The organism is Pseudomonas sp. AN3A02 (genome assembly GCF_011765255.1).
In the GTDB taxonomy this organism is placed as follows: Bacteria; Pseudomonadota; Gammaproteobacteria; order Pseudomonadales; family Pseudomonadaceae; genus Aquipseudomonas.
This window is the reverse complement of the sequence record NZ_JAARNI010000012.1, coordinates 20,753-47,700: the sequence shown is the minus strand read 5'-3', so window position 1 is coordinate 47,700 and position 26,948 is coordinate 20,753. Positions and strand designations below refer to the sequence as shown.

General features: G+C 61.4%; 23 protein-coding genes and 2 pseudogenes. 11 read left to right on the top strand and 14 right to left on the bottom strand.

Going from position 1 to position 26,948, the window contains the following annotated elements; genetic code table 11:
- Positions 1-20: 20 nt before the first annotated feature.
- Positions 21-2,429 carry a TonB-dependent siderophore receptor gene (locus tag HBJ59_RS27760; protein WP_167665406.1) on the top strand — a complete coding sequence of 803 codons (2,409 nt, stop codon included), beginning with the start codon at positions 21-23 and terminating at the stop codon, positions 2,427-2,429.
- A 42-nt stretch (positions 2,430-2,471) separates the two neighbouring features.
- Here HBJ59_RS27760 and HBJ59_RS27755 read toward each other — a convergent pair whose 3' ends face one another.
- Positions 2,472-3,416, bottom strand: coding sequence for a bifunctional helix-turn-helix transcriptional regulator/GNAT family N-acetyltransferase (locus tag HBJ59_RS27755; RefSeq protein WP_167665405.1), 945 nt, complete (start codon positions 3,414-3,416; stop codon positions 2,472-2,474).
- Between the two features lie 139 nt (positions 3,417-3,555).
- On the opposite strand from HBJ59_RS27755, the gene ggt reads away from it, so the two are divergent.
- The 3 genes from ggt to HBJ59_RS27740 all read left to right on the top strand — a co-directional run bounded on the left by ggt (position 3,556) and on the right by HBJ59_RS27740 (position 6,585).
- Positions 3,556-5,382: a gamma-glutamyltransferase gene (ggt, locus tag HBJ59_RS27750; RefSeq protein ID WP_167665404.1), complete on the top strand. Its 1,827-nt coding sequence runs from the start codon at positions 3,556-3,558 to the stop codon at positions 5,380-5,382.
- 23 nt (positions 5,383-5,405) lie between these two features.
- Positions 5,406-6,134, top strand: coding sequence for a polyphenol oxidase family protein (locus HBJ59_RS27745; RefSeq protein WP_167665403.1), 729 nt, complete (start codon positions 5,406-5,408; stop codon positions 6,132-6,134).
- 295 nt (positions 6,135-6,429) lie between these two features.
- On the top strand, positions 6,430-6,585 hold the full coding sequence (locus tag HBJ59_RS27740) for a hypothetical protein (protein WP_256670912.1): 156 nt from the start codon (positions 6,430-6,432) through the stop codon (positions 6,583-6,585).
- Here the strand turns inward: HBJ59_RS27740 and ddlA are convergent.
- Genes ddlA through HBJ59_RS27720 form a run of 4 tightly spaced genes read right to left on the bottom strand, consistent with a single transcriptional unit; the run spans position 6,575 to position 9,169 of the window.
- Positions 6,575-7,669: a D-alanine--D-alanine ligase gene (ddlA, locus tag HBJ59_RS27735; protein WP_076014935.1), complete on the bottom strand. Its 1,095-nt coding sequence runs from the start codon at positions 7,667-7,669 to the stop codon at positions 6,575-6,577. The two genes, HBJ59_RS27740 and ddlA, sit on opposite strands and share 11 nt — an antisense overlap.
- Positions 7,670-7,712: 43 nt before the next feature.
- On the bottom strand, positions 7,713-8,351 hold the full coding sequence (locus HBJ59_RS27730; RefSeq protein ID WP_076014934.1) for a LysE family transporter: 639 nt from the start codon (positions 8,349-8,351) through the stop codon (positions 7,713-7,715).
- A gap of 40 nt (positions 8,352-8,391) precedes the next feature.
- Positions 8,392-8,607: a helix-turn-helix transcriptional regulator gene (locus tag HBJ59_RS27725; protein WP_010177071.1), complete on the bottom strand. Its 216-nt coding sequence runs from the start codon at positions 8,605-8,607 to the stop codon at positions 8,392-8,394.
- A 7-nt stretch (positions 8,608-8,614) separates the two neighbouring features.
- Entirely contained in the window at positions 8,615-9,169 is a 555-nt protein-coding gene (locus tag HBJ59_RS27720; protein ID WP_167665402.1) for a DUF2975 domain-containing protein, read from the bottom strand.
- Between the two features lie 203 nt (positions 9,170-9,372).
- Here HBJ59_RS27720 and HBJ59_RS27715 point away from each other — a divergent pair, with 203 nt between their 5' ends.
- Positions 9,373-10,176 (top strand): AraC family transcriptional regulator, encoded by an 804-nt coding sequence (locus HBJ59_RS27715; protein WP_076014932.1) that lies wholly within the window; start codon positions 9,373-9,375, stop codon positions 10,174-10,176.
- Positions 10,177-10,298: 122 nt separating this feature from the next.
- Here the strand turns inward: HBJ59_RS27715 and HBJ59_RS27710 are convergent, their stop codons facing one another.
- Positions 10,299-11,669, bottom strand: a complete 1,371-nt coding sequence (locus HBJ59_RS27710) for an MFS transporter (RefSeq protein WP_167665463.1) — start codon at positions 11,667-11,669, stop codon at positions 10,299-10,301.
- A 121-nt stretch (positions 11,670-11,790) separates the two neighbouring features.
- On the opposite strand from HBJ59_RS27710, the gene HBJ59_RS27705 reads away from it, so the two are divergent.
- Positions 11,791-12,675 (top strand): LysR family transcriptional regulator, encoded by an 885-nt coding sequence (locus HBJ59_RS27705; protein WP_167665401.1) that lies wholly within the window; start codon positions 11,791-11,793, stop codon positions 12,673-12,675.
- 174 nt (positions 12,676-12,849) lie between these two features.
- On the opposite strand, the gene HBJ59_RS27700 is transcribed toward HBJ59_RS27705, so the two are convergent.
- The 4 genes and pseudogenes from HBJ59_RS27700 to HBJ59_RS27690 all read right to left on the bottom strand — a co-directional run bounded on the left by HBJ59_RS27700 (position 12,850) and on the right by HBJ59_RS27690 (position 15,239).
- Complete coding sequence (locus tag HBJ59_RS27700; RefSeq protein ID WP_076014929.1) at positions 12,850-13,428, bottom strand: flavin reductase family protein; 579 nt, start codon at positions 13,426-13,428, stop codon at positions 12,850-12,852.
- A 54-nt stretch (positions 13,429-13,482) separates the two neighbouring features.
- Positions 13,483-13,914, bottom strand: a pseudogene (locus HBJ59_RS32120) (methyl-accepting chemotaxis protein); the annotation flags it as partial.
- 108 nt (positions 13,915-14,022) lie between these two features.
- Positions 14,023-14,799 (bottom strand): annotated as a pseudogene (locus HBJ59_RS32115) (PAS domain-containing protein); the annotation flags it as partial.
- A 107-nt stretch (positions 14,800-14,906) separates the two neighbouring features.
- The gene (locus HBJ59_RS27690) at positions 14,907-15,239 is read right to left on the bottom strand and encodes a DUF2790 domain-containing protein (protein WP_076014927.1); all 333 of its coding nucleotides are present in this window, start codon (positions 15,237-15,239) and stop codon (positions 14,907-14,909) included.
- A gap of 238 nt (positions 15,240-15,477) precedes the next feature.
- Here HBJ59_RS27690 and HBJ59_RS27685 point away from each other — a divergent pair, with 238 nt between their 5' ends.
- The 4 genes from HBJ59_RS27685 (at position 15,478) to HBJ59_RS27670 (ending at position 19,521) form a co-directional block, all read left to right on the top strand.
- Complete coding sequence (locus HBJ59_RS27685; protein WP_167665399.1) at positions 15,478-16,806, top strand: OprD family porin; 1,329 nt, start codon at positions 15,478-15,480, stop codon at positions 16,804-16,806.
- Between the two features lie 236 nt (positions 16,807-17,042).
- A complete protein-coding gene (locus HBJ59_RS27680) occupies positions 17,043-17,228 on the top strand; it encodes a hypothetical protein (RefSeq protein WP_167665398.1) in 186 nt (61 codons plus the stop codon).
- A 218-nt stretch (positions 17,229-17,446) separates the two neighbouring features.
- Positions 17,447-18,121 (top strand): heavy metal response regulator transcription factor, encoded by a 675-nt coding sequence (locus HBJ59_RS27675; RefSeq protein ID WP_076014924.1) that lies wholly within the window; start codon positions 17,447-17,449, stop codon positions 18,119-18,121.
- Entirely contained in the window at positions 18,118-19,521 is a 1,404-nt protein-coding gene (locus HBJ59_RS27670; RefSeq protein WP_076014923.1) for a heavy metal sensor histidine kinase, read from the top strand. Before HBJ59_RS27675 ends, HBJ59_RS27670 begins: the two co-directional genes overlap by 4 nt.
- 139 nt (positions 19,522-19,660) lie before the next feature.
- Here HBJ59_RS27670 and HBJ59_RS27665 read toward each other — a convergent pair whose 3' ends face one another.
- The 3 genes from HBJ59_RS27665 to HBJ59_RS27655 are packed head-to-tail and all read right to left on the bottom strand — an operon-like array spanning position 19,661 to position 25,200.
- Positions 19,661-22,822 (bottom strand): CusA/CzcA family heavy metal efflux RND transporter, encoded by a 3,162-nt coding sequence (locus tag HBJ59_RS27665; protein WP_167665397.1) that lies wholly within the window; start codon positions 22,820-22,822, stop codon positions 19,661-19,663.
- An 18-nt stretch (positions 22,823-22,840) separates the two neighbouring features.
- A complete protein-coding gene (locus HBJ59_RS27660; protein ID WP_076014921.1) occupies positions 22,841-23,959 on the bottom strand; it encodes an efflux RND transporter periplasmic adaptor subunit in 1,119 nt (372 codons plus the stop codon).
- A gap of 17 nt (positions 23,960-23,976) precedes the next feature.
- A complete protein-coding gene (locus HBJ59_RS27655; RefSeq protein ID WP_167665396.1) occupies positions 23,977-25,200 on the bottom strand; it encodes a TolC family protein in 1,224 nt (407 codons plus the stop codon).
- Positions 25,201-25,360: 160 nt separating this feature from the next.
- Between HBJ59_RS27655 and HBJ59_RS27650 the strand changes: the two genes are divergently transcribed.
- The gene (locus tag HBJ59_RS27650; RefSeq protein ID WP_008437506.1) at positions 25,361-26,035 is read left to right on the top strand and encodes a heavy metal response regulator transcription factor; all 675 of its coding nucleotides are present in this window, start codon (positions 25,361-25,363) and stop codon (positions 26,033-26,035) included.
- A gap of 3 nt (positions 26,036-26,038) precedes the next feature.
- Here HBJ59_RS27650 and HBJ59_RS27645 read toward each other — a convergent pair whose 3' ends face one another.
- Positions 26,039-26,944 carry a cation diffusion facilitator family transporter gene (locus tag HBJ59_RS27645; protein WP_167665395.1) on the bottom strand — a complete coding sequence of 302 codons (906 nt, stop codon included), beginning with the start codon at positions 26,942-26,944 and terminating at the stop codon, positions 26,039-26,041.
- Between the last annotated feature and the right edge of the window lie 4 nt (positions 26,945-26,948).

Below are 26,948 nucleotides of genomic sequence, written 5' to 3'. Positions count from 1 at the left end.
TCCAAAGGAGCACCGATAACATGTCTTCAACCCCCACTCGCGGCGGCCTGTTACTGGCCAGTCGACTGTTGCTTGGCTGCCTGCCGCTGGCGGTGCCGGGCCTGACTTACGCGCAACAGCAGGTGCAGGTGTTCGACGTCGCGCCCGGCAAACTCGGTGATGTACTGACCCGCTTCGCCCAGGCCGCCGGTGTGCCGATTTCGTTCCTGTCGCAACAGGTGGCCGGGTTGAACAGCCCCGGTGTGCGCGGCAGCTACAGCGTGGCGGACGGGTTCGCGCAGGTGCTGGCCGGCACCGGTTTTGCCGCAGCCGGCAATGCCGATGGCTATCAGTTGGAAAGCCTGCCGGTAGCCGGCGGCGCGCTGTCGCTGGGCGCCACAGAGATCACTGCCAACCAGTTGGGCACCATCACGGAGGGCAGCGGTTCCTATACTCCGGGCACCATCGCCACCGCCACGCGCATGGTGCTGACCCCACGGGAAACCCCGCAGTCGATCACCGTGATCACGCGCCAGCATATGGATGACTTCGCGCTTACCTCAATCGATGACGTGATGCGCCATACGCCGGGCATCACCGTGTCGACCTTCGACAGCGAGCGCAATAACTACTACGCACGCGGCTTCTCGGTGGAGAATTTCCAGTACGACGGCATTCCTACCCTGCGCAACTCCGCCTACTCGTCCGGCCAGACCCTGACCGACATGGCGATCTATGACCGCGTGGAAATCCTCAAGGGCGCCACCGGCCTGCTGACCGGCGCTGGCGCCCCTGGCGCGACGATCAACCTGATCCGCAAAAAGCCCACCCGCGACTTCAAGGCCAGCGTGGAACTCGGCGCCGGCAGTTGGGACAACTATCGCTCCCAGATCGACGTGAGTGGCCCGCTGACCGACAGCGGCAACGTGCGTGGCCGCGCAGTGGCGGCGTATCAGGACAAGCACTCGTTCATGGACCACTACCAGCGCAACACCAATGTGTATTTCGGCACGCTGGAAGCCGACCTGACCGAAGACACCCTGCTCACCGTCGGCTTCGATTACCAGAACAGTGACCCGCAAGGCTCGGGCTGGTCCGGCAGCCGGGCGTTGTTCGACCGCAGCGGCAACCGCATCGACGTGAAACGCTCCTATAACAACGGCGCCAAGTGGAGCCGTTGGGAGCAGTATTCCCGCAGCGCGTTTTCCACCCTGGAACACAACTTCGACAATGGCTGGGTGATCAAGGGCCAGTACACGCACCAACTGATGGGTTACGACGCGCCGTTGGGCTCGATCATGAGTGGTCCGTTCGCCGCCACCGGACTGTCGTCCCTGTACGCGAACAAGTTCACCGGCAATACCCGCGCCGACTCGGGCGATGTCTACGCCAGCGGTCCGTTCAGCCTGCTGGGCCGTACCCATGAACTGGTGATTGGCGCGTCGGCCTCGAACTCCCACTGGACCGGAAAGGACTACGGCGCCCCCACTTATGTGGGCAACAACCAGATCGATTTCTGGAATTTCGACGGCAATGTGCCGGAGCCAGACTGGGGCGCGCCGACCCGCACCATCGATGCCACCACCCGGCAATCCGCCGGCTACATGGCCGCACGTTTCAACCTCACGGACGACCTGAACCTGTTCCTCGGCAGCCGCGTGGCCAACTACACATTGCGCGGCGACGACGACTCTACCGAGACCGGCAAGCTGGTGCCCTACGCCGGGGTCACCTATGACCTGAACGATAACTTCACCGCGTATGCCAGCTACACCGACATCTTCATGCCGTCGAGCTACAGCCGCTCCCGGAACAACAAATTGCTGGAACCGGATGAAGGCAAGAACTACGAGACCGGCCTCAAGGGCGAGTTCTTCGAGGGCCGGCTCAACACCAGCATGGCCTACTTCGAAGTGCATGAAACCAACCGCGCGGAGCCGGACGCTGAATACAACGCCGCGCCTACCAATCCGTCCCTGGGTTATGCCGAAAAAGGCATCAAGGCCAAGACCAAAGGCTTCGAGGCCGAGATGTCCGGCGAGTTGGCGCCCGGCTGGCAGGCCCAGGCCGGCTACACCCACAAGATCCTGCGGGATGAACATGGCGACAAGGCTTCGACCTGGGAGCCGGAAGACCAGCTCAGTTTCTTCACCTCGTACAAGCTCAAGGGCCCGCTGGACCGCCTGACCCTCGGCGGCGGCGCACGCTGGCAGAGCAGAAGCTGGCAAGTGGTGTACAACCGGCCCAAGGCGCAAAACGAAGAGTTCTCGCAGGAAGCGTATTGGGTGGTGGACGCGATGGCCAAGTACCAGGTCAGCGAACATCTTTCCGCGACGCTGAACGTCAACAACCTGTTCGACAAGCAGTACTACACCAACATCGGGTTCTATAACACGGCCTATTACGGCACCCCGCGCAATGTGATGCTCACCACGCGCTGGGACTTTTAACCCGCCAGGCGCCAGCGCCCCGTGATATGGGGCGCTGTTGCGTCAAACAGCGTGCCGCACAAAACACTGCTCCACCACCGACTTGCCCCACTGCTGCCCTTCCTGCTCGGACTCCAGCACAAAGCCCGCATTTTCATAGAGCTTGCGCGCCACATCCAGACCCTTGAACGTCCACAGCCGCACCGCCGGGAACCGGTGCCCGTCACAGAAATCCAGCGCCTCTTGCAACAGCCGTTTGCCCAAACCCTGGCCGTGGGCCGACGGGTCCAGGATGAAGCAGCGCAGGATCGCCTCGCCGTTTTCGCCCTCGCCATCAATGGCAATCGAACCCACAATCTGCGTCCCATCCAGTACCGCCCACACTTCGTTGCGCGGGTTGGCCAAGCGTCCCATCAACTCGGCCATGTCCGTCGCCACCAGGCTTTCGAACGGCTGGCCAAAATTGGCGTGTTTGGCGTAGTACTCGGCGTGCATCTGCGCGATGCGCCCAATCACCCCTGGCCGGTAGCCACGGGCAATGCTGTAGTGCCTTGGCTGCCGGGCGCCGGTGCGTTGGGTTTGCAGGGCTGCGGCGTACTGATCAAGCCCGCGGCTGACGGTTTGTTGCTGTTCGCTGGACAAGTCGCCAATGGCCTCGCCCACCTGGCGCCGGGCAAACGTTTCGATGTCACCTAACGTCTTTTGGCCTCGCACGGTGAGCCGCAGCTTTTTCGAGCGGGCATCGTCCTCGTTGGCAAACTCTTCCAGCTCGCCCGCCTCGATCAGCTTGCGCACCATACGGCTCACCGACGATTTTTCCAGGCCCAGCAAGGTGACCAGTTCAGCCGCCGTCAGTGCGCCACGCTCGCCGATTTCAACAATCGTGTGCACTGATGACGGTGGATAACGGCTGGCTGCCAACTTCGGCTGCATGAAGCCCAGCTCCCGCACTATAAGGCGCGACGCACAGCGGATCTGATCGATAAGGTCTGGCCTGGAACGGTTCACGGGGAAACCTCTTGCCCGAATGAAGAGAGATATAGTTGTACCGCACAACCAAATACAGATCAATCTCCCCTCTCCCAAAGCACTGAGGTACATTCCCTACACGGACAACAGATCATTCTCAAATGAACGGAGTCATCGCGTGTTTTCGATTTTCCACCGCCAACGCCTTACCACCCTCTCGCTGATCACCGCCGCCCTCACCCTCGCCGCCTGCCACAGCGCCACCGCGCCTGAACTGCCGCCCGCCCCGGAACTCGGTTCGGGCTATCGCACCGACATGAGCACCCGCCATGCCGAGCGCCATATGGCCGCCGCCGCCAACCCGCTGGCCGCCGAAGCCGGGCGGGAAATCTTGCGCAAGGGCGGCTCGGCCATCGATGCCGCGATTGCCATGCAGGCCGTGCTGACGCTGGTGGAGCCGCAGTCGTCCGGAATCGGCGGCGGCGCTTTTATCATGCTGTGGGACGGCAAGCAGGTGCATGCCTACGACGGTCGCGAAACCGCACCAGCGGGCGCTACCGAGCGGTTGTTCCTGAAGGCCGACGGTACGCCGATGGCCTTCCCCGAGGCACAGATTGGCGGGCGGTCCGTGGCAACTCCGGGCGTGTTGCGCGCGTTGGAGATGGCCCACAAAAAGACCGGCCATCTGCAATGGGCAACCTTATTCGAGCCGGCCATTCGCCTGGCTGAACAGGGCTTCCCGATCTCCACGCGCCTGCACAGCCTGATTGCCGCCGACCGCTATATCACCCGCTCGCCGGAAATGACCGCGTACTTTCTGAACGCCGACGGCAGCCCCAAGGCCACCGGCACACTGCTGAAAAACCCGGCGCTGGCCAACGTCTTCAAACGCATCGCCAAGGAAGGGCCGGACGCGCTGTACTACGGCCCAATTGCTGAAGAAATTACCCGCAAGGTGCAGGGCAACAGCAACGCCGGCAGCCTGACGCTGACCGACCTCAAAGGCTACAACGCGGTTGAGCGGGCGCCGTTGTGCACTGACTACAAGCGCTGGAAAGTCTGCGGCATGCCACCGCCGTCGTCGGGCGGGATTGCCATTGCGCAGATCCTCGGTACGTTGCAGGCCCTGGAAGCCCGCGACCCGCGCATGGCCCTCGCGCCGTTGAAGCCGGTGAAGAGCGACTCACCAGCAGGCCTGGAGCCGGTGCCCGAAGCGGTGCACCTGATCGCCGAGGCCGATCGCCTGGCCTACGCCGACCGCGCCCAATACGTGGCCGATTCGGACTACGTGCCGGTGCCGGTTGCCGGGCTGATCGCTCCGAACTATCTGGCCAGCCGCGCCGCGTTGATTGGTGAACGCAGCATGGGCGTCGCCAAGCCTGGCAAGCCGGCCGGGATTGAAGTGGCCTATGCGCCGGATCGCTCGCCGCTGCGCATTTCCACCTCGCAAGTGGTGGCAGTGGATGACGTAGGTGGCGCGGTATCGATGACCACTACGGTGGAAGCGGCGTTCGGTTCCCATGTGATGGTCCAGGGCTTTTTGCTGAATAACCAGATGACCGACTTCTCCTTCATTCCTGAAGAGAACGGCCAGCCGGTAGCCAACCGGATCGAGCCGGGCAAACGTCCGCGTTCGTCCATGGCGCCGACGTTGGTGTTTGATCGTCAGAGCGGCGAGTTGGTGGCCACGGTTGGTTCCCCGGGCGGATCGCAGATCATCGAATATGTGAGCAAGTCCCTGGTGGCCATGCTCGACTGGAACCTCGACCCGCAAGCCGCCGTCGGCCTGCCCAACTTCGGCAGCCGCAACGGCGCGACCGAGCTGGAAGCCGGGTTGTTCAGTGCACCGTTGAAACAGGCGCTGAAGGACAAAGGCCACGCCCTGAGCGAAATCGACATGACCAGCGGCGCCCAGGCGATCGTCCGGGTGCGCGATGCGCAGGGCAAAGCGTCGTTGATCGGCGGGGCTGATCCACGCCGTGAAGGCGAAGCGCTGGGGGATTGAGTTGACTCATTGGAGAGCTGCGCGTGCACAAGGCAAATAACCTCGGCGCCCTTGCTGGCGTCGATCATGGGTTTTGTTCGATTGACGATCCATTGCGGCCTGACGAGGTGTTCATCTGCAAACAGGTGCACAGCGCCACGACCCTTGAATGGCGCCCGGAGATGGAAGCCAATACGGTTGAAGCGGATGGGGTTTTCAGCCGGGATGCGCAGCCGATTGCGGTGATCACCGCCGACTGCCTGCCGTTGCTGATGGCCTCGGAGAACGGGGATCTCGTCGCGGCAATTCATGGCGGCTGGAAGGGACTGCAAGGCGGGATCATCTCCAATGCCATGCAACGTTTTACCGCCGAGGGTGTGGCGCTGGATCAGTTGCGGATTGCGATTGGGCCTTCGATCAAGCCTTGTTGTTATGAGGTGAGTGGCGAGTTTGTGGCGCAGTTGCAGGCGAGTCAGGGGCATTTGTGGCGGGATGGAAATGCGCCGTGGACGTTTGAGCAGCCGGGGCCGCTGTTGACGCCACAGATTGCGCCGCCTGAGCCGAGGCAGGCGTCGAGTGCATGGTTCGATTTGAGCCAGTACGCACTGATTTTGCTGGAGGCTGCGGGGATAAAGCGTGAGCAGGTGGAGGTCAGTGAAGTGTGTACGTATTGCACCTCGCCGGCATTCGCGAGTTATCGCAGAAGGACCCATGACAGTACGGAAAGGAAGACGTTGTTGTATTCGTGGATTTCGCGAAAAACGCAACGATAAAGCGGCCGAATACAACCTCTCCGGCAACACCATATTTGTGGCGAGGGAGCTTGCTCCCGTTGGGGTGCGAAGCGCCCCCAGAATGAGATGATGCGTTTTTTCAGCAAGAGCACCAAACTCAGTTTCAGGGCTGCTGCGCAGCCCAACGGGAGCAAGCTCCCTCGCCACAATGAGATCTTACTCATGAAAAGGTATTTATCAGATTCCCAAACCAATCTTCGGCCGGTAACAAAGTTGGTCTTGCTGATCATGCAAATTGCGAAGATCCTTCGCAAAAAATCGAAGGCAGGCCCTCATGCCGCTCACCAAGCACCGACTTAAAAAACGCGACACCAAACGCAACATCGGCGAGGAATTACTCGCTGCAATTGTCGACATCAAAGCTGGCCGGTATGGGCAGGTACAGCATTCCAGCCCGCCCAGATCTAAATCCGTAAAAATCACCGGCTAATCTTCAACCCCTTACGCCCCGCATGCCGCTCCAGCGCCAGCTCGATCAACCGGCTCACCAGCTCGCTGTAGCTCATGCCAGCCGCCTGCCACAACTTCGGGTACATGCTGATGCGGGTGAACCCAGGCAACGAGTTGATTTCGTTGATCAGCACCTCGCCCTCATCCGTCAGAAACACATCCACCCGCGCCAGCCCGGCGCAGCCCAGGGTTTCAAACGCTTCGATGGCCAACGCACGAATGCGCTCGCTGGCTTCAACACTGATATCCGCCGGCACTACCACTTGGGCCGCCTGGTCATCGATGTATTTGCTGTCGTAGGAATAGAACCCGTCCCGCACCACGATCTCGCCACAACCGCTGGCGATGGGATTCTCGTTGCCCAACACGGCGCATTCGATTTCCCGGCCTTTTACCGCCGACTCCACCAGCACCTTTTCATCAAACCCGAGTGCCAGTTCTACAGCAGCGTGATACTCAGCCTCGCTGCCCACCTTGCTCACCCCCACGGACGATCCCTGGTTCGCCGGTTTCACGAACATCGGCAATCCGAGTTTCTGTTGGGCTTGGTCGAAGGTGGTACGCGCCGCATTCCTGCGGTTGAGGGTGATGAACGGCGTCACGGCAATCCCGGCATCGCGCAGCAGGCGTTTGCTAATGTCCTTATCCATGCACACGGCCGAACCCAGCACGTCGGAGCCGACAAACGGCAGGTCTGCCATGCGCAGCAGGCCTTGCAGGCAGCCGTCTTCGCCGAGGGTGCCGTGGACGATCGGGAAGATCACATCGACGTGTTCCAGTGAGGCCTGGCTGGCGGTTTCCACCAGTTGCTGGCTGGCCTTGCCCGGCACGACCGCCAGTTCACGATTAGATTGATTGAGGGCGATCAGCGCCGGGTTTTCTTCGTTGAGCAGGAAGCCCGAGGTGTCGTTGAGGTGCCAGTGGCCGGCCTTGTCGATGCCGATCAGGATCGGCTCGAAGCGCGAACGGTCCAGCGCATCGACGATGTTGCGCGCCGACTGCAGCGACACTTCGTGCTCGGCCGAACGGCCACCAAAAATAATCCCTACCCGCAGCTTACTCATGATCGGCCTCACGTTTGAAAGTAAGGCTTCTTACCATGAGCCGTCAGCGATTCGCTACCAGCGTGGCCCCGAACAGCACATAACAACCACCGGCAAACCGGTCCAGCCACTTGCGCGAGCGGCTGTAGACGTTGGCCATCCGTTCACTGGAAAACACCAGCGCCACGCAGGAATACCAGCTGAATGACAGCGTCGCCATGGTGATCACAGCCAGGGTCAGCAGCATCGGCGACGGTGATGGGGGCATGGTGGACGCAAAGATCGTCGCGACGAACAGCGCCGCCTTGGGGTTGGACAGGTTGCCCAATAAACCCAGGCGCCAGGCGGAAAACAGCGAGCGCCGAGGTTCGTCGGGCAACAGGTTCTGGGCCATGGCCGGTGCCGAGCGCCGGAACAGTTTCAACCCCAGGTAAATCAGGTAGCAGCCGCCGATGATCTTGAACGCCAGGTACAGCATCGGCGCTGCGGTAAACAATGACTTGATCCCCAAGCCGCCGGCCAGGCCCCACATCACGGTGCCGGTGGCCACGCCAGCGGACGCCACCACGCCATGGCGGCGCGAGCAACTGGCGGCCAATTGCGCCGTGTTGAAGAAGTTCGGGCCGGGGGTGACGACCGCGACGGTCCAGAGCAAGGCCAGCGACAGAAGAGGCGCGGCGTACGGCAGGCTTGGGAAAAGCATCGGTTGATCCATCCTTCAGGGAATTAAAGATCCTTGCCGTTTACAGCTCAGGTTCGGGTTCATGCACCAGCAGGTCGCCCGGCTGACACTCCAGATACTTGCAGATTGCATCCAGGGTCGCCAGCCGTATGCCCTTGACCTTGCCTTGCTTGAGCAATGACAGGTTTTGTTCGGTGATACCAATGGCGGCGGCCAGGTCCTTGGACTTGACCTTGCGCCGGGCGAGCATAACGTCCAACTCAATCACAATAGACATGCTGTTCTCAAACAAACGTGCGGTTTTCAGAATCCACTTCACTGGCCTGCCACAGGATACGCGCGATCACCGAAATGCAGCCGGCGAGAAACAGCGCCACGATGCTGGGCGGAGTAAAACTCAAGGTGAGCAGCCGCTGGCCAACCGGCTCGTTCATCGTGACCCAGACACTGAGCAAGGGCTCACACAGAAAATCCAGCAACACCCACAGTGCCACGGCCCGGCCTACTTTACCCAAGTGCTGCGCGGCGGCGCAGGAAAAATACTCCCCACGAGCATAGTTCTGGAACAGCTGGCGCAAATGATTCAAACCGGACACCAGCGCCATCAAGGGAATGCTGGAGAACAGGACGCCGCCCAGTGTCTGCCACCAAGGGAAAGCCGCCACCATCTCCGCCCGCCCCTCGATTTGTTGGCCACTCAAGGCGAAACCAAATCCGGACGAAGCGCTTTGTTGCGGGTAAAGCCACGCGGCGGTATTGAGCAGCAGTATGGCGACAATCATCAACAGGGTAAGCAGTGCCATGCGCTGGCTGAGCTGGGCAAGACGTTGGGAATTCATGGGGAAGCCTCTCAGAAATTTGAGGCGGAAAAATAAACGATTAATTATCGTAAAACAATCATTTTTTAATGATTAGCGATACCTGGACACAAAACCGATACTGCCCTCCGAAATTTCAGCAGTGGCACAATCGTTCAAGACCGCAGCAGACAGCCCGGTCACACTGGGGTAACGTATTTGCGTCCCGACCTGCGACTGACACCATGATCAAACCCTCTCTCGACTGGCTGCACCGCGCGCCCCACGCCAGTGGCCTGGAGCGTATCGAGGCGTATTTTGCCGGGTTTGGCTTCGACCCTCATCGCCACGACACCTACGCCATCGGCCGTACCCTGTTCGGTGTGCAGAGTTTTCACTATCGCGGCGGCATGACCCACAGCCTGCCGGGGCGGACCATGGTGATTCATCCCGATGAAGTGCATGACGGGTGGGCCGGCAGCGAGGAAGGTTTCAAATACCGGATGATTTACGTGGAGCCGGCGCTGATCCAGCAAGTGCTCGGTGGCAAGCCGCTGCCGTTCATCCCCGGCGGATTGTCCAGCGACCCGTGGCTGTACCGCGCCAGTGAAGTGTTGCTGCAAAGCCTGGATTGCCCGATTGATCCGTTGCAGGAACAGGACGCGATGTTCGACCTGGCCCAGGCGCTGAACAATGCCTCGGGGATCACGGTGAATCGTAAGACTTTCGACTACCGCGCTGCCGAACGCGCGCGGGAATTTATCCACAGCGCCTTGGGCCGGCCAATCACCCTCGATGAAATGGCGGAGTACGCCAACCGCGACCGCTGGGCGCTGTCGCGGGATTTTCGGTTGTTGTTCGGGACCAGCCCCTATCGCTACCTGACCATGCGCCGCCTGGACCTGGTGCGCAGCTTGCTGGGCCAGGGCCAGTCACTGGTGGATGCGGCACTGACCGCCGGCTTCACCGACCAGAGCCACATGACCCGCCAGTTTCGCAGCACCTTCGGCATGCCGCCGTCGCGCTGGGTGAAGATGCTCGGGCGCTGAAATTCCGCCTTGAAATGCGATCAACCTGTGGGAGCGGGCTTGCTCGCGAATGCGGTGTGTCAGCTACTGAATGCATTGACTGATCCACCGCCTTCGCGAGCAAGCCCGCTCCCACATTTGAACTATGTCGCTGCCGAAATCGTATTCGACGCTGGAGCTCGTTCTTTAAGGGTCAACGCCAGCACCGCCCCCGCCAGGGCAATCGCCGCGCTCCACCACAACGCCAGTTCAATCCCGCCCGCCTGCGCCGCACCCGTCGACCCGCCGGCATTCGCCAGCGACACCAGCAACGCCAACCCCAATGCGCCGCCAATCTGCTGGCTGGTGGACGCCATGCCCGCCGCCACACCTTGCTCTCCCGGGCGTATGCCCAAGCCGGCGGCCACCCACATCGCCGTCCAGGTCATGCCCTGGCCGATGCTCAGGATGAAAATCCCCGGCAGCAATGACCAGAACCCCGCCCCCGTCGGCAACGCCAGGCACACCAGGGCAATGCCCACCGCACCCGCCAACTGGCCGCTGACCAGGGTGGTGCGCAATCCCAGGCGTGCCAACGAACGTTCCGCCAGCCAGATACCGCCGGTGCACACCAGGGTCGCCGGCAAAAATGCCAAGCCCGCCTGCAATACGCTGTAGCCGTAGACCTGCTGGTAATACACCGCCAGAAAGTAGTACTGCACGCCAAAGCTGCTCATGAACACCGCCGTCAACACCATGGCCATGCGCAACTCCCGATAGCCCAACAACCGCAGCGGCATCAGGGGATCGCGCCCTCGATGTTCGATCCAGGCAAACAACCCGAGCAGCGCCAGCGCCAAGGCCATGCAACCCAGGGTCGACGGCGCCGCCCAGCCCCACTCCGGCCCCTGCACCAGGGAGAACACCAGCAGCGTGCCGCCTACCGTCACGGTCAACGCGCCGCTGATGTCAAAGTTGCGCCCCCGGGCCCGCTCGCCATCGGCGGGAATCCAGTAACGCGCCGCCAGGGCGCAGGCGCCGGCCAGCGGCACGTTCACCAGGAATACCGCCTGCCAGCCCCACGCCTGGGTCAGCACGCCGCCGAGCAACGCGCCCAATGCCAGGCCCGCCGCTGACGCCGCGCTCCACACCGCAAATGCACGATTACGCGCCGGCCCTTCGGCGTAATGGGTGTTGATCAGCGCCAGCGTCGCCGGGAACAACAGCGCCCCGCCCACGCCCTGTACCGCCCGGGCCAGCACCAGCAACAAGGCGCTGCCGCCGAGCACCGCCGCCAGGGAAGACAGCGCATACAGAGACTGGCCGAGAATGTACAACCGCCGCTTGCCCAGCAGGTCTGCGGCGCGACCGCCCAGCAACAGGAAGCCACCGAACGCCACGCTGTAGGCGCTGACCACCCACTGCAATTGCTGGGCGGAAAAACCCAGGTGGTTGCCGATCTGCGGCAGCGCGACAAACACGATGGTCGCGTCGAGGGCGATGATCAGTTGCGCGGTCGCCAGCAGCAACAGCATCCAGCCTGAGGGTCGAGATAAAGACATCACAGCGTCCTGCCAAAAAGTGAGAGGCGCCAGTGTCTTTCATGCCCAACAGATGATAAATAGCCTTATCACTCTTTCAGTAATGAATTTAATCATGGATCTGAACGCTGTTCGCCTGCTGGTGCGCGTCGCCGAAACCCGCAGTTTCACCCGGGCTGCCGGAGACTTGGGGTTGACCCAATCGGGCTTGTCCCGCGCCATTTCCCGCCTGGAAAACCAGTTGGGCGTACGCCTGCTGCAACGCAACACCCGCAGCGTCAGCCTCACACCCGACGGCCAGATGCTGTATGAACGCAGCGCGCCGTTGCTGGCTGAACTGGCCGAAGCCGAACGACAAATGCTCGACCGCCGCGCCTCACCCTCCGGTTTGCTGAAGATCAGCACGCCATCGTTGTTTGGCCGCAAAGTGGTGATGCCGGTGATCGGCGAACTGACCTTGCAATACCCGGAACTGCGTATCGAAGCGGTGATGACTGATCGCCTGGTGGACATCGTCGACGAAGGTTTTGATGCCTTGCTGCGCACCGGCGATATCCAGGACCAACGCCTGATCGCCCGGGCACTGCCGCCGCTGCGCTGGGTCACCGTTGCCGCCCCGGCTTATCTCGCGCGTTTTGGCACACCGCAAACCGTCGATGAACTGAGAGACCACAACTGCCTGACCGTGCGTAACCTGCGCACCAGCCGGCTGGTGGACTGGCAGTTCATGCTGGAGGGCAAGGTGCAGGACGTGGGCGTCGAGGGGCGGTTGATCTTTGATATTGGCGATGCGCTGGTGGACGGCGCACTGGGCGGGTTTGGCATCGCCCAGGTGATGGATTTTGCGGTGCGGGAAGATCTGGCGGCCGGGCGCCTGGTGCCCTTGCTGGAGGGCTTTGCCGGGCGCAGTCGGGCGATATCCCTGGTGTATCCGCCATCGCGGCAGTACTCACCGAAGTTGATGGCGTTTGCCGAGGCGCTCAGCAAAACCCAGTGGTAACACAACCTCTTGTGTTGAGGGGCTTGTCTGGTGAGGGGGCTCTTGTGGCGAGGGGGCTTGTCCCCCGTTGGAGTGCGTAGCGCTCCCGTTCTTTTTGGGGCCGCTACGCAGCCCAACGGGGGACAAGCCCCCTCGCCACAGGACAAGCCCCCTCGCCACAGGTTCGGTGCAGCATCAAGCCAGGTTTTTACCGTCCAGCGGCTCACCAATCGTCAGGAAATGCCCACCCGCCACATGGTGCAAGGTACGCAGCGCATCGTGCCCTTCGAAATGCCAACGACCGTCGCTGAACACCCGCTCATCCGCTTCGGCCGCCACCACTTCGGCGAGGAACAAGTCGTAGGTCTGCTGGTTATGCGGCTCCGGCAGCAACCGGCACTCCAGCCACGCCACGCAGCCTTCGAGCATCGGTGCTTCGGTGTGTTCGCCGCTGAACGCCTGCAAGCCATACGCCGCGAACTTGTCCGTCTCGCTGCCGGTGGTGTTGCCCACGGTCTGCACAATATCGGCTTGGGCCGCGCACGGCACGTTGAGCACGAAGGTGCCGGCGCTTTCCAGCAGTTGCCGGGTCCAGGTGGCCTTGTCGAGTACGACGGCGACTTTGGGCGGTTCGAAATCCAGCGGCATGGCCCAGGCCGCCGCCATGATGTTGCGCTGGCCGTTGTGCGCAGCGCTGACCAGCACGGTCGGGCCGTGGTTGAGCAAGCGGTAGGCCTTGGACAGCGGGACGGGACGGCGATGGTTAGGGCTCATGGACGAAAGGCTCGGAAAAAAAACCTACGATACCTCAAGCATGAGCCCCGGTGACTAGCTGCTCAGTTGATTGGCAAACTGCCCCACCGCGCTGACCACCTTTTGGGCACCGTCCTGGATCTCGACGATCACCGTGCCCGCCTCGGCCGCCAACGCCAGGCCTTGCTCGGCTTGCAGGCGGCCATCGGTCATCAGCGCCACTGCATCGCGGGCCATGTCCTGGTTCTGGCGCACCACGCCAACGATTTCTTCAGTGGCCTTGCTGGTACGCGAAGCCAGTTGCCGAACCTCATCGGCCACCACCGCAAAACCACGGCCTTGCTCACCGGCGCGGGCGGCTTCGATGGCGGCGTTGAGCGCCAGCAGGTTGGTCTGTTCGGCGATGCCGCTGATGGTCTTGACGATGCTGCCAATCACCTGGGACTGGGCGTTCAGCGCTTCGATGCCCTCGCCCGCCTGTTGCATGTGTTTGGCCAGGTCGCGCATCACGTCCACCGCCTGGGTGACCACGGTGGTACCGCGCTGGGCACTGCTGTCGGTTTGCAGCGAGGTGCTGTAGGCGATGTTGGCCGCTTCGGCCACGGCCTGTTCCTGGTTGATCTGGTCGGTGATCACCGTGGCGAACTTGACCACTTTGTACAGCCGCTCATTGGCGTCGAGCACCGGGTTATACGAGGCCTCCAGCCACACCACCCGCCCGTGGCTGTCCACACGCTTGAAGCGGCCGGCGACGAATTCGCCGGCGTTCAGACGTTTCCAGAACTGCTGGTACTCGACGCTGTTGGCGTCCTGCGGTTCGCAAAATATCCGGTGATGTTTGCCCTGGATCTGCGCCAGGCTGTATCCCATGCCGTTGAGGAAACGGTCGTTGGCCGTCAGCACATTACCGTTGAGGTCGAACTCGATCACCGCCGTAGAGCGCACCAGCGCGGTGATCAGGTTTTCGTGCTCGCGAGAGGCCTCGATGGTGCGAGTCAGGTCGCTGGAAAACATCGAAATATGCTTGATACGCCCGTCACTGCTGCGCACCGGTTGCACGATGGAACGCAACCACGCCTCGTTGCCGTTGCCCCGCGTCAGGCGCACCGTGCCGGCGAAATGTTCGCCACGCACCAGGGCGTTTTTGAAGCGCAGTTGAAACGCGTCCTGCTTGACGTGCGCCGGTACCAGGTCTTCGATCAAGCGGCCTTGCAGCTGGCTGCCCTGGTAACCCATCTCTTGAAGAAAGATGGCATTGACCGACTCGATACGCCCTTCGGGATCCAGGGTCAGGGCAATCATTTCGCTTTCCAGGCTCTCTCTCACTTGCTGCAGGCTGGACAATTCTTCGCGAAGAGCAGACAGCTCCTGCTTGAGACGGGTGTTGAACATGGAGGCACCGGTGGGCAAGTAAGGACGTGGGTCTGACCTGCATCGGCGCTGCCGGCATTTTCTGAAGAGTGCTTTAGTGCGTTGCTCAACTATATTTTTGCGGCCCCTCAACTGCCGTTGTTACGGCAGATGCCCATGACCTGGTACTGGAGCGTGTTGAGCTTGCCGGTGGAATCTTCATAGGTCATGCGCGACGGCACCGCGTTGCACGAACGGATCGGCGGCGTAACGTTGACCACCTTGGCAATGTCCAGCTTCATGCCGTAGCGATAGTCCTGGACCACGGGCATCGCCTTGCCTTTTTTCGCGGCATAGGCGGCCATGGCTTGCTCGTTGTTTTGCATCAACTGGGCGAAGGTGCGATCACCGCCGCCTTCCGCCATCGCGCCGACGGAAAAGATCAGGGCCAATGCAGCGACAGTGGTTTTCAGGGTGTTCATGAGGGCGTCCTCGTCTGATTTCATTGATTGAAAGTTCAGAGCAAGAGTAACTAACCAAGCCTGTCGCAAAGTTCACCGAACGATTACTTATCCGTTATGTTCTGTTGAAATTCCAAAATTGTAATCTGTGCGCCACCTCGTCGTTATCTCGTGTTTGCAACTATCTGCGCGGGCACCACTAAAACAAGAATGCCCCATCGATAAGAAGCTAATAGCTGCCACTACCGAGGAGCGCTACATGAGTACTCACCGCACACTTTCGCTTTCCATGATTGCCGCACTCGCGGGGCTTACCCCGCTTTCAAGCATGGCCGTGGAAGATAAACTTGAAGGGTTTATCGAAGGCAGCACGTTGAACGTGCTGGCCCGCAACTTCTACTTCAACCGGGACGATCGCAAGGGCCAGTCGAGCCCTACCGGCAATGGCTACTCGGAAGCCTGGGCCCAGGGGTTTATCGGCAAGTTCGAGTCCGGATTCACTCAGGGTTCGGTGGGTTTCGGCCTGGACGCGTTTGCGATGTACGGCCTGAAACTCGACTCCGGCACCGGCCGCAGCGGCGGCAAGGGCTCGTTCGGCGTGCTGCCGGTAGACAGCGACAACCACCCGGAGGACGGCTACAGCAAGCTCGGCGGCGCGGTAAAAGTGCGCCTGCTGGATACCGTGATCAAGGCCGGTGATGTGTTCCCGCTGACCCCGGTGGTGGCCTATGGCGACTCGCGGGTATTGCCGGAAAGCTTTCGTGGCGTCACCGCACAAAACACCAGCATTGAAGGCCTGAGCCTGCAAGGCGGACACCTGAGCGGCATGAGCCAGCCCACCCAGAGCGGCATGGATAAAGGCTTTGCGACGTTTTATGCGGGCAAGGTGGATTCACCCTGGATCGGCTATGCCGGTGGTGACTACCAGGTGAACAAACACTTCAGCGTCAGCCTGTACACCAGCCGCCTGAAGGATGCCTGGGACCAGTACTACTTCGGCAGTGCCGCCAGCTACCCGCTGAACGATGATGTGTCGCTGTTTGGCGACTTCAACTATTACAAGGCGGAGGACGAGGGCAAGAAACGCCTGGGCGAGTTCGATAACAACATCTGGAGCGCCAGGGTCGGAGTCAAGGTGGGCGCCCACAGCCTGGCCTTGTCCCACCAGCGCAACAACGGTGATGACGACTTTGACTACCTGCGCATGTCCGACTCGATCTTCCTCAACAACTCGATCCAGTACAGCGACTTCAACTCGCCCAAGGAACGCTCGTGGATGCTCGCTTATAACCTCGACATGCAGGCCTTCGGCATTCCCGGGCTGACCTTCATGACCCGCTACGGCAAAGGCACCGGCGCCGACTACAGCAACGCCAACTCGGTATACATGCGCCGTGACGCGGCCGGCGACCCGTTGACCGATCAACGCCGCTGGGAGCGGGATATCGAGGCCAAGTACGTGGTGCAGGGCGGCAACTTGAAAGATCTGTCACTGCGATTGCGCCAGGCGACGGTTCGTTCAAGTGCCTTTGAGTCGGACCTGGAAGAAGTTCGGCTGATTGTCGAATATCCATTGGCAATTCTCTAAACGACGCCCTTTGTAGGAGCGAGCTTGCTCGCGAAGAACCTGAGAGCGCTGCGTTAAACCAGAAGCCCCGCGTTATCGTTAACGACTTTCGCGAGTAAGCTCGCTCCTACAATAGAATAACATCTGTTCACAATTTGAAGCCTGTCAGAACTGTAATATGCGCCTCACCTTCTCGTTAAGTTGCGCTTCTTATACTGGCTACAACTAACGGCACCCGCCTTATTTGGAGACACGTCATGAAGCCATCTCACTTGTTATTGATCAGTTTTCTCGGCGCCACTTCCAGCCTCGCATTGGCCGACGACGGTGCCGACCGTTCCCGGGAGTTCCTCGCCGAGTTCCGCCAGCAACAGCAGCAGGTCCACGGCGAACAGTCCGTGGCCGAGACCGCGCCCGCCGACGCACAGAAGCAGTCGATCTGAACGGCGCACACCGAGCACATTCATCTCTGAAGCTTTTGTGTAGCTCCTTTGGAAAGAGATGAATTTTTTACGCCCCGCATGGGGCGTTTTTTTTGCCTGCCGGTTTTGCAGCGCAACAAGCAGTCACAAACTGCCCGGTTGACCCTGTAGCTACTTCAGCCTTCAGGCTTCGAAAATCCGAATCGCAGCCTCTCTCTATCAATAAAAGGTAAATTCCCATGCGTATCCTTGTGGTTGAGGACGAGCAAAAAACCGCCGCCTACCTGCAGCAGGGCCTGACCGAAAGCGGTTACGTGGTCGACTGCGCAGCCAGCGGCGTAGACGGCCTGCACCTGGCCGCGCAACACGCCTATGAACTGGTGATTCTCGACGTCAATCTGCCGGCCAAGGATGGCTGGGAAGTGCTTGAGCAATTGCGCCGCGACAGCAGCCAGCGGGTGATGATGCTGACGGCCCGTGGCCGGTTGGCCGACAAGATCAAGGGCCTGGACATGGGCGCCGATGATTACCTGGTCAAACCCTTCGAGTTTCCCGAGTTGCTCGCCCGGGTGCGCACCCTGCTGCGTCGCAGTGAGCACATACCGGTGCCGGAAGTGTTCCAGGTGTCGGACCTTGAACTTGACCCCCGCCGCCACCGCGCGTACCGAGGCACCCGACGTATCGACCTGACCACCAAGGAATTTGCACTGCTGCACGTGCTGATGCGCCAGTCCGGCGAAGTACTGACCCGCACGCAGATTATTTCCCTGGTCTGGGATATGAATTTCGACTGCGACACCAACGTGGTGGAAGTCTCCATCAGCCGCTTGCGGGCCAAGGTCGATGACCAGAGTGACGTCAAGCTGATCCACACCATTCGCGGCGTGGGTTATGTGTTGGAGGCCCGTCAATGAAAGCCAGCAGCCTGTCGATGCGCCTTGGGCTGACGGTGAGCCTGATGGGCGCCGGCCTGGTGGTGTTGCTCGCAACGTTGGCGTACCTGGCGCTGACTCACGAGCTGGAGAAACTGGCGCGCAAGGGCCTGGAAAGCAAGATGGAACAGATCCAGCACAGCCTCGCCCTCGGCCTGGACACCCGCGACATCCAAGCCCGCCCGCACTCGCTGATGGACCTGGTGATGGGGCACGATAATTTCTACCTGACCATCGTTGGCACTGCGCCCAATGAAGCGGTGCTGCTCAGCATCGGCGCCAAGCCCCAGGAACCGTTGCTGACCGACTTCGCCCCGTCCCAGAACCTCGGTTACCTGAACTGGGACGACGGCAACGGCAATCAAGTACTCAGTGCCTCCAGCCTGATGCGCCTGGCCAGTGGCGAGCGCGTGCGGGTCCTGTTATCGCTGGATCGCAGGGACGATCAGGCGCTGCTCAGTGCCTACCTGCGTTCCACCGTGATCGCCCTGCCGCTGCTGTTGCTGCTGATCGGCATCGGCGCCTGGTGGGTGGTGCAACGCGGGCTGGCGCCGCTGCAGCAGTTCAGCCGCGTCGCCGCAAAAGTCACCACGCAGGACCTGACCCACCGCCTGGCTGTGGATAACTTGCCCAAGGAGCTGGGCGAGTTGGCGCAAGGCATCAACTTCATGTTGCAGCGCCTGGACGGCGGCGTGCAGCAGCTGTCGCAGTTCTCCGATGACCTCGCCCATGAGCTGCGCGCGCCGCTGACCAATTTGATGGGCAAGGCCCAGGTGACGTTGTCCCGAGAGCGCCCGCCGCAGGAATACAAAGCGGTGCTGGAATCCAGCACTGAAGAGATGGAACGCCTGGCGCGGATCGTCTCCGACATGCTGTTCCTGGCGCAGGTCAGCCACCCTGCGGCGCGGGTTTCGTTTGCGCCGGTGTCCCTGGCCGCTGAAGCGCGCCGGGTGATGGAGCTGTTTGCGTTGAGTGCCGAAGACAAGCAATTGACCTTGAGCCTCGACGGCGATGCCTTCGTGCATGGCGACCGTTTGATGATTCAGCGGGCGATTTCCAATTTGCTGTCCAATGCCATTCGTCATAGTCCACCAGCCTCCAATATTTCGTTGCAGGTAGAGACTCACACCGAGCAAGTATCGCTGTCGGTGGGCAATCCCGGCCCGGGGATTGAAGCGCAACACCTGCCGAACCTGTTCGAACGCTTCTACCGCGTCGACAGCAGCCGCGCCCGCTCCGAAGGTGGCACCGGGCTGGGGCTGGCGATTGTGCGGTCGATCATGGTGCTGCATCAGGGGCGGGCTGAAGTCAGCAGCTTGCCTGAAAGTTTCACTGAGTTTCGACTGGTGTTTCCTCTTCACACCAACGCTATCTGCCAATAAATCATTGTGGCGAGGGAGCTTGCTCCCGCTGGGTTGCGCAGCAACCCTAAAAAGCCCACCGCATTCTTTCAGCTGAAAATAGGTCACCAGTGTTGGGGCTGCTGCGCAGCCCAGCGGGAGCAAGCTCCCTCGCCACAGGTTATTGGTCAGACATCACGCGGTCTTCCGGTTCCTCACGCCGATGCGCCCAGTGATACAGCGCCGGCAATACCAGCAGGGTCAGCAGCGTCGACGAGATAATCCCGCCAATCACCACCGTCGCCAACGGGCGCTGTACTTCGGCGCCGGTGCCGGTGGCGAGGGCCATGGGGATAAACCCGAGCGACGCCACCAGTGCCGTCATCAACACCGGGCGCAAGCGCGTCAGGGCGCCTTCGTTAATCGCCACCGACAGTGAGCGCCCTTCCTCCCGCAGGCTACGGATGAACGCGATCATCACCAGCCCGTTAAGCACCGCCACCCCCGACAGCGCGATAAAGCCCACGCCCGCCGAGATCGATAGCGGAATATCCCGCAGCCACAGCGCCATGATCCCACCGGTCAACGCGAAGGGAATCCCGGTAAACACCAGCAGCCCATCCTTGAGGTTGTTGAACATCATGAACAACAGCCCGAACACCAGCAGCAACGCCACCGGCACCACGATGCGCAAGCGTTCGGAGGCCTCCTTCAGCTGCTCGAACTGGCCGCCCCAGCTGGTCCAGTAGCCCGCAGGAATTTTCACCTGGGTGCCGATGGCAGTCCCGGCTTCCTCGACAAACGAGCCGATATCCCGCCCACGCACGTTGGCGCTGACGATCACCAGGCGCTTGCCGTTTTCTCGGCTGATCTGGTTGGGGCCGAGCACCAGGTCCAGGCTGGCGACTTCCGACAGCGCGATAAACCCCAACTGCCCCGCCGCGTTATTCGCCAATGCCGGAATCGGGATCAACAGCCGCGACAGGCCTTCGATGTCGGTACGCAGGGCGTCGGACAAACGCACGACCATGTCGAAACGCCGGTCGCCTTCGTACATCGTCCCGGCCTGGCGCCCCCCCACGGCGACGGCAATCGTGTCTTGCACATCGCCCACGTTCAGGCCAAAACGTGCGGCCTTGTCGCGGTCGATATTGATGGTCAGCACCGGCAAGCCGGAGGTCTGTTCCACCTTCACTTCCGAGGCGCCCTTGAGGGTTTGCAAGGTCTCGGCGATTTCCCCGGCGGTCTTGTTGAGCACCGCCATGTCATCACCAAACACCTTCACCGCGACGTCGCTGCGCACCCCGGATATCAGCTCGTTGAAGCGCAGCTGGATCGGTTGCGACAGTTCATACACGCTGCCCGGCACAATCGCGCTGGCACGTTGGATGTCGGCGATGATCGCCTCGCGGGACTTCTTCGGATCCGGCCACTGGTCCTTGGGCTTGAGCATCACGTAGCTGTCGGAGATGTTCGGCGGCATCGGGTCGGAGGCGATTTCCGCGGTGCCGGTGCGGGCGAATACCCGCTCGATTTCCGGCACTTCGGCCATCAGGGTTTTTTCCAACTGTTGCTGCATGTGCACCGATTGCGTGAGGCTGGTGCCCGGAACGCGCATGGCCTGCAGGGCAAAGTCACCTTCGCTCAGGCTGGGGATAAATTCGCTGCCCATGCGACTGGCCACCGCCCCCGACACGACGATGGTCAGCACCGCCAGGCCGAACACCAACGGGCGGCGCGCCATCACCCAATCCAGCACCGGCGCGTAGACGCGACGTGCGGTGCGCATCACCAGGTTTTCTTCTTCCTTGACCTTACCGGTGACGAACAGCGCAATCGCTGCCGGTACAAAGGTCACGGACAAAATCATCGCACCCAGCAGTGCGATCACCACGGTGAACGCCATCGGGTGGAACATCTTCCCGGCCACCCCGGTGAGGGCGAAGATCGGCAGGTACACCACCATGATGATCAGTTGCCCGAAGATCAGCGCGCGCCGCGCCTCCTTGGCCGCCGCGAACACTTCATGCAAGCGCTCGCTGCGGGTCAACAATCGCCCGTGGCGCTGCTGGGCATGGGCCAGGCGGCGGATGGAGTTTTCGACGATCACCACCGCACCATCGACGATAATCCCGAAATCCAACGCGCCGAGGCTCATCAGGTTGGCGCTGACCTTGTTGGTGAACATCCCGGTAAAGGTGAACAACATCGCCAGGGGAATCACCATCGCGGTGATCAGCGCGGCGCGGATATTACCCAGGAACAGGAACAACACCGCCACCACCAGCAGTGCCCCTTCGAAGAGGTTCTTCTTCACGGTGCTGATGGCTTTTTCCACCAGGTTGGTACGGTCGTAGACGGTGACGGCGACCACACCTTCAGGCAGCGAACGGTTGATCTCTTCGAGTTTTTTCGCGACCGCCTGAGACACGGTGCGGCTATTTTCGCCAATCAGCATAAACACCGTGCCCAGCACCACTTCGCGGCCATTTTCAGTGGCGGCGCCAGTACGCAACTCACGGCCGATATCGACCTGAGCGACGTTGCGCACCCGAATCGGCGTACCGTCAGAGGTGGTGATCACGATGTTGGCGATGTCGTCGATGGACCCGACTTGCCCCGGCGCACGGATCAGCAATTGCTCGCCGCTGCGCTCGATGTAACCGGCGCCGACGTTGGCGTTGTTGCGCTCCAGCGCCGTGACCAGGTCGCCCAAGGTCAGGTTGTAGGCCGCCAGGCGCTTGGGGTCGGGGGCGATCTGGTATTCCTTGGCAAAGCCGCCGATGGTATTGATCTCGGCCACGCCCGGCACATTGCGCAGTTGCGGCTTGATGATCCAGTCCTGGATCACCCGCAGATCAGTCGGCGTATAGGCTGAGCCGTCCTCCTTGCGGGCGCCGTCCTTCGCCTCCACGGTCCACAGGAAAATTTCCCCGAGCCCGGTGGAAATCGGCCCCATCATGGTTTCAATGCCATCCGGCAATTGCTCGCGGGCCACCTGCAAGCGTTCGTTGACCAATTGGCGGGCGAAGAACAGGTCGGTACCGTCCTTGAAAATCACCGTGACCTGGGACAAGCCTGAGCGCGACAGCGAGCGGGTCTGCTGCAAACCCGGCAGCCCGGCCATGGCGGTCTCGATGGGAAAGGTGATGCGCTGCTCGGTTTCCAGCGGCGAAAACCCCGCCGCCGCCGAGTTGATCTGCACCTGGACGTTTGTGATATCCGGCACCGCGTCGATGGGCAATTTCTGATAACTGGCGATGCCGACACCGGCCATCAACAGCACCGCCAGCAACACGATGATGCGCTGCTCGATGGCGAATTGGATAAGGCGCTCAAACATGGGAAATCACTCGCAGGGTCAATGGGCGTGCTCGGCCGAGGCCTTGCCCAACTCGGACTTGAGGATGAAGCTGCCGACGGTGGCCACCTGCGCTCCGGCGTCGAGGCCCTGGCGGACTTCGACGAAACCGTTTTCGCTGACGCCCAGTTCGATATGCCGGGTCATGAAGCCGTCGCCGGTGCGCACGAACACCGAGGGTTTGTCCTCGACGGTCTGGATCGCTTCCTGCGGAACCGTGACCTTGGCCTGGTAAGTGTCGGTGGCAACTTGCACGGAGACGAACAGCCCAGGGCGCCACGAGGCGTCGGGGTTCGGCACCGTGACGCGCACGGTGGCCGTGCGGGTTTGCTCGCCCAGCAAATTGCCGACATAGGCCACGGTGCCGAGCACTTCGGTGCCCATTTCCGAGGAGGTGACCTTCACCGGTTTGCCGACTCGGACCTTGTTCAAATCCTTGGGGAACACGCCGAAGGTGACCCACACCTGGGACAGGTCCGACAGGGTGAAGGCGTTGCTGGTCTCGCTCACCACTTCGCCGACGCCCAAGTGTTTTTCCACCACCACGCCGTCGAATGGCGCGCGTAATTCGTAGCGATTGCCGCCGACCAATACGGCGCTGCCGCTCAGGGCGTTCATCTTTTGCCGAGCATTGTTCAGGGCGATTTCTGCCTCTTGCAGCGCCTGGCGCGCCAGCAGGTAATCCTGTTCGGCAGAGATTTTGTCCTGCCACAACTGGCGTTCGCGTTGGAAGGTGGTGCGGGCCAGCACAACCCGGCGCTCACTGGCTGCCAGTTCACTGCGCTGATCGGAAATCTGCTGGCTGGCGATCACCGCCAACAGCTCGCCCTTCTTTACCGATTGGCCGAGGTTGACCTTCACCGACTCCACTACGCCAGCGGCACGCGGGACGATGTGGGAGGTGCGGTCCTCGTCGAAACGCACCTCGCCCGGCAGTGAAAGCACGGTGCTGATCTGCCGGGATTGCGCCGGGGCAAGTTGAATGCCGGCGGCCTGGATCTGCTGTTCGGTCAGCTCGAGTTTGCCTTCTTCTTCCGCCTCTGCCGCACCGCTGATGGCCGGCCACGCCAGCATCAGCCCCAGCGCAATCGCCAGTGCCCTACTTTGTGTGTTGTTCATGGAATGCTCCTGGAAATTCAAAACCGGGCGAGGTCGCCGTAAATCCGTTCGATACGCACCCAGGCTTCAGTGGCCTGGGCGGTCGCCGCGAGGTATTGGGTGCGGGCCGCAATCAAGGTGCGCTGGGCGTCGAGCACCTCGAGGAAGTTGAACTTGCCCATTTCGAAGCCACGGGTGGCGCTGTCCACGGCGCTTTGGGCGGCGGGCAGGATCTGTAGGTTGAACGAGCGCACTTCGGTATTTGCGGTTTGCCAGAGGTCCAGGGCCTGGCGGGTTTCGGTGCGCAGGCGCAGTTCGGCGGCGTTGCGCAGGTCGCGGGCCTGGTCGGCACGGCGACTGGCGGCGAGCACGTTGCCTTGGTTGCGGTTGAACAGCGGGATGGGCATCGACACGCCCACCACGTTGACCCGCTCACGCACGCCGGCGTCGTACTGGCTGCCGATGGACACGTCGAGATCGGGAATGCGCTGGGCTTTTTCCAGGCCCAAAGCCGCTTCACCCTGGACGATTTGCAGCTCGGCCAAACGCAGTTCGACGGTTTGCTCAAGCCGCCCGAGCAACTGCGCGGTCGGCGGTAGTTCAGGTGCCGCCTGGGCTTGGGTGGCGACCGCCTGAAAGTCGGTACTGGCCGCGCCGGTACTGGCAGCGAGGCGGCGATAGGCGTCGGTCAGGCCCATCTGCGCGCGGTTAAATTCCAGGCGGATTTCCGAGAGCTGCACCTGGGCCCGGGTAGCTTCCACTGGCGACGATTTGCCGGCAGTGACGCGACCGTTGGCAACCACCAGGCCGCGCTCGGCCAGCGCCAGCGAACGCTGAGCCAGGTCGAGACGTTCCTGGGCCCGAAGCGCGCCGTAGTAACCGTCGATAACATCCGCACGCAGCCCGTTGCGGCGCTGCTCCAAGGTCAGTGCGGCGGCTTCCTGGGCGCGGGTGGCGACATCAATCCGTGCGCCGCGCTTGCCGCCCAGTTCCAGGGTCTGGCTCAGCTTGACGGTGGTGGTGCGCGAATTGCGACGGGTGTCTTCGGCATCCCAGGAGGCGACCGGGTTCGGGATCAAACCGGCCTGTTGGCGACCGCCCTGGGCGATGTCGATTTCCCACTGTGCAGCGGCCATATCCGGGTTGTTGGCGAAGGCGGTTTGCAGGGCCGATTCTAGGGTCAGGGTTTGCGCATTGACGCCCTGAACCGTCATCAGCAATAGAACGGCGGGCCCAATGAACGTGCTTATAAAAGTTGGCATAACCAGAGTTCCATGCCCATGAATTAACAGGTGGGCAATGTAACTTTCAGTACTTATCAGAGGAGTGGCCAGAACATTACAAATCCGTTAGCAACGGCTCTGGCGCGGGCTTTTGCTTTAAGCTCCCGGCAACTTTCCACTGCCCAGCGGGATCCCCGACATGCGTATTCTGGTCATCGAAGACGAACCTAAAACCGCCGATTATTTACATCAGGGATTGAGTGAAAGTGGCTATATCGTCGACTGTGCCGCCACCGGTGCCGACGGCTTGCATTTGTCCCGCCAGCACGCCTATGACCTGGTGATGCTCGACGTCAATCTGCCGCTGATGGATGGCTGGGATGTGTTGCAACGCATTCGCCAGAACAGCAGCACGCGGATCATGATGCTGACCGCCCAGGGCCGCCTCGCCGACCGGATCAAGGGTCTGGACCTGGGCGCCGATGATTACCTGGTCAAGCCGTTTGAATTCCCCGAATTGCTCGCTCGAGTGCGTACCTTGATGCGCCGTAGCGTGCACTCGCCGGTGCCGGATGTGTTGCGGGTGGCTGACCTGGAATTGGATCAGGGCCGCCACCGGGCATTTCGCGGCTTGCAGCGCATCGACCTGACCACCAAGGAATTCGCCCTGCTGCACCTGCTGATGCGCCAGAGCGGCGTGGTGCTGTCCCGCACGCAGATCATCTCGTTCGTGTGGGACATGAACTTTGATTGCGACACCAATGTGGTGGAAGTGTCGATCCGCCGCCTGCGGGCGAAGATCGATGACCCGTTCGAGCGCAAGTTGATCCATACCTTGCGCGGCGTGGGTTATGTGCTGGAAGACCGTGAATGACGGTCAGGCGTGCACCTCGTCGTGCTCGTCATGCTGAAAACCTTCGCCTTCGATCTGGATCGTGGCGTGGGAAATATCGAATTGTTCATGCAGTAACTCCGTCACCTGGCTGAGGATCTGTTGCTCGGTGCCTTGCGCCGAATCCGCCACCAAGTGAGTGCTCAGCACATTTTTGCCGCTGGTGAGGGCCCAGATATGCAGATCGTGCACGTCCTTGACGCCGGGAACGCCGCGAATCGCCTGTTCCACCTTGTCGATATCGATTCCGTCCGGCACACCTTGCAGCAGCACGTTCATGCTTTCCTTGAGCAGTGTCCAGGTGCGCGGCAACACCCAGAAGCCAATCGCTGCCGCCACCACTGAATCCACCCAGCCCCAGCCGGTGTACATGATCACCAGCGCCGCGATGATCACGCCGACGGAGCCGAGCATGTCGCTCCAGACCTCCAGGTACGCGCCCTTCACATTCAGGCTTTCGCCGCTGGCCGCACTCAGCAATCGCATGGAAATCAGGTTGACGATCAGCCCCAGCACCGCGATCACCAGCATGCCGGTGGACTGGATCTCAGCGGGCGCCTGCAGGCGTTGATAGGCCTCATACAGGATGTAGAACGCCACGGCGAACAGCAGCAGCGCATTAAACGCCGCCGCCAGGATTTCGAAACGCGCATAGCCGAACGTGCGCTTGCGGTCGGCGGCGCGCTTGGCCACCTGGATCGCCACCAGGGAAATTGCCAGGGCCAGGGCGTCGGTCATCATGTGCGCGGCGTCGGACAACAGCGCCAGGCTGCCAGTGATAAAGGCGCCGATCACCTCGGCAATCATGAAACTTGAGGTCAGCCCCAGGGCCATCCATAACTTGCGTTCGTGGCCGGCGCGTACTTGGGCGTGGCTGTGTCCTGCACTCATGAAA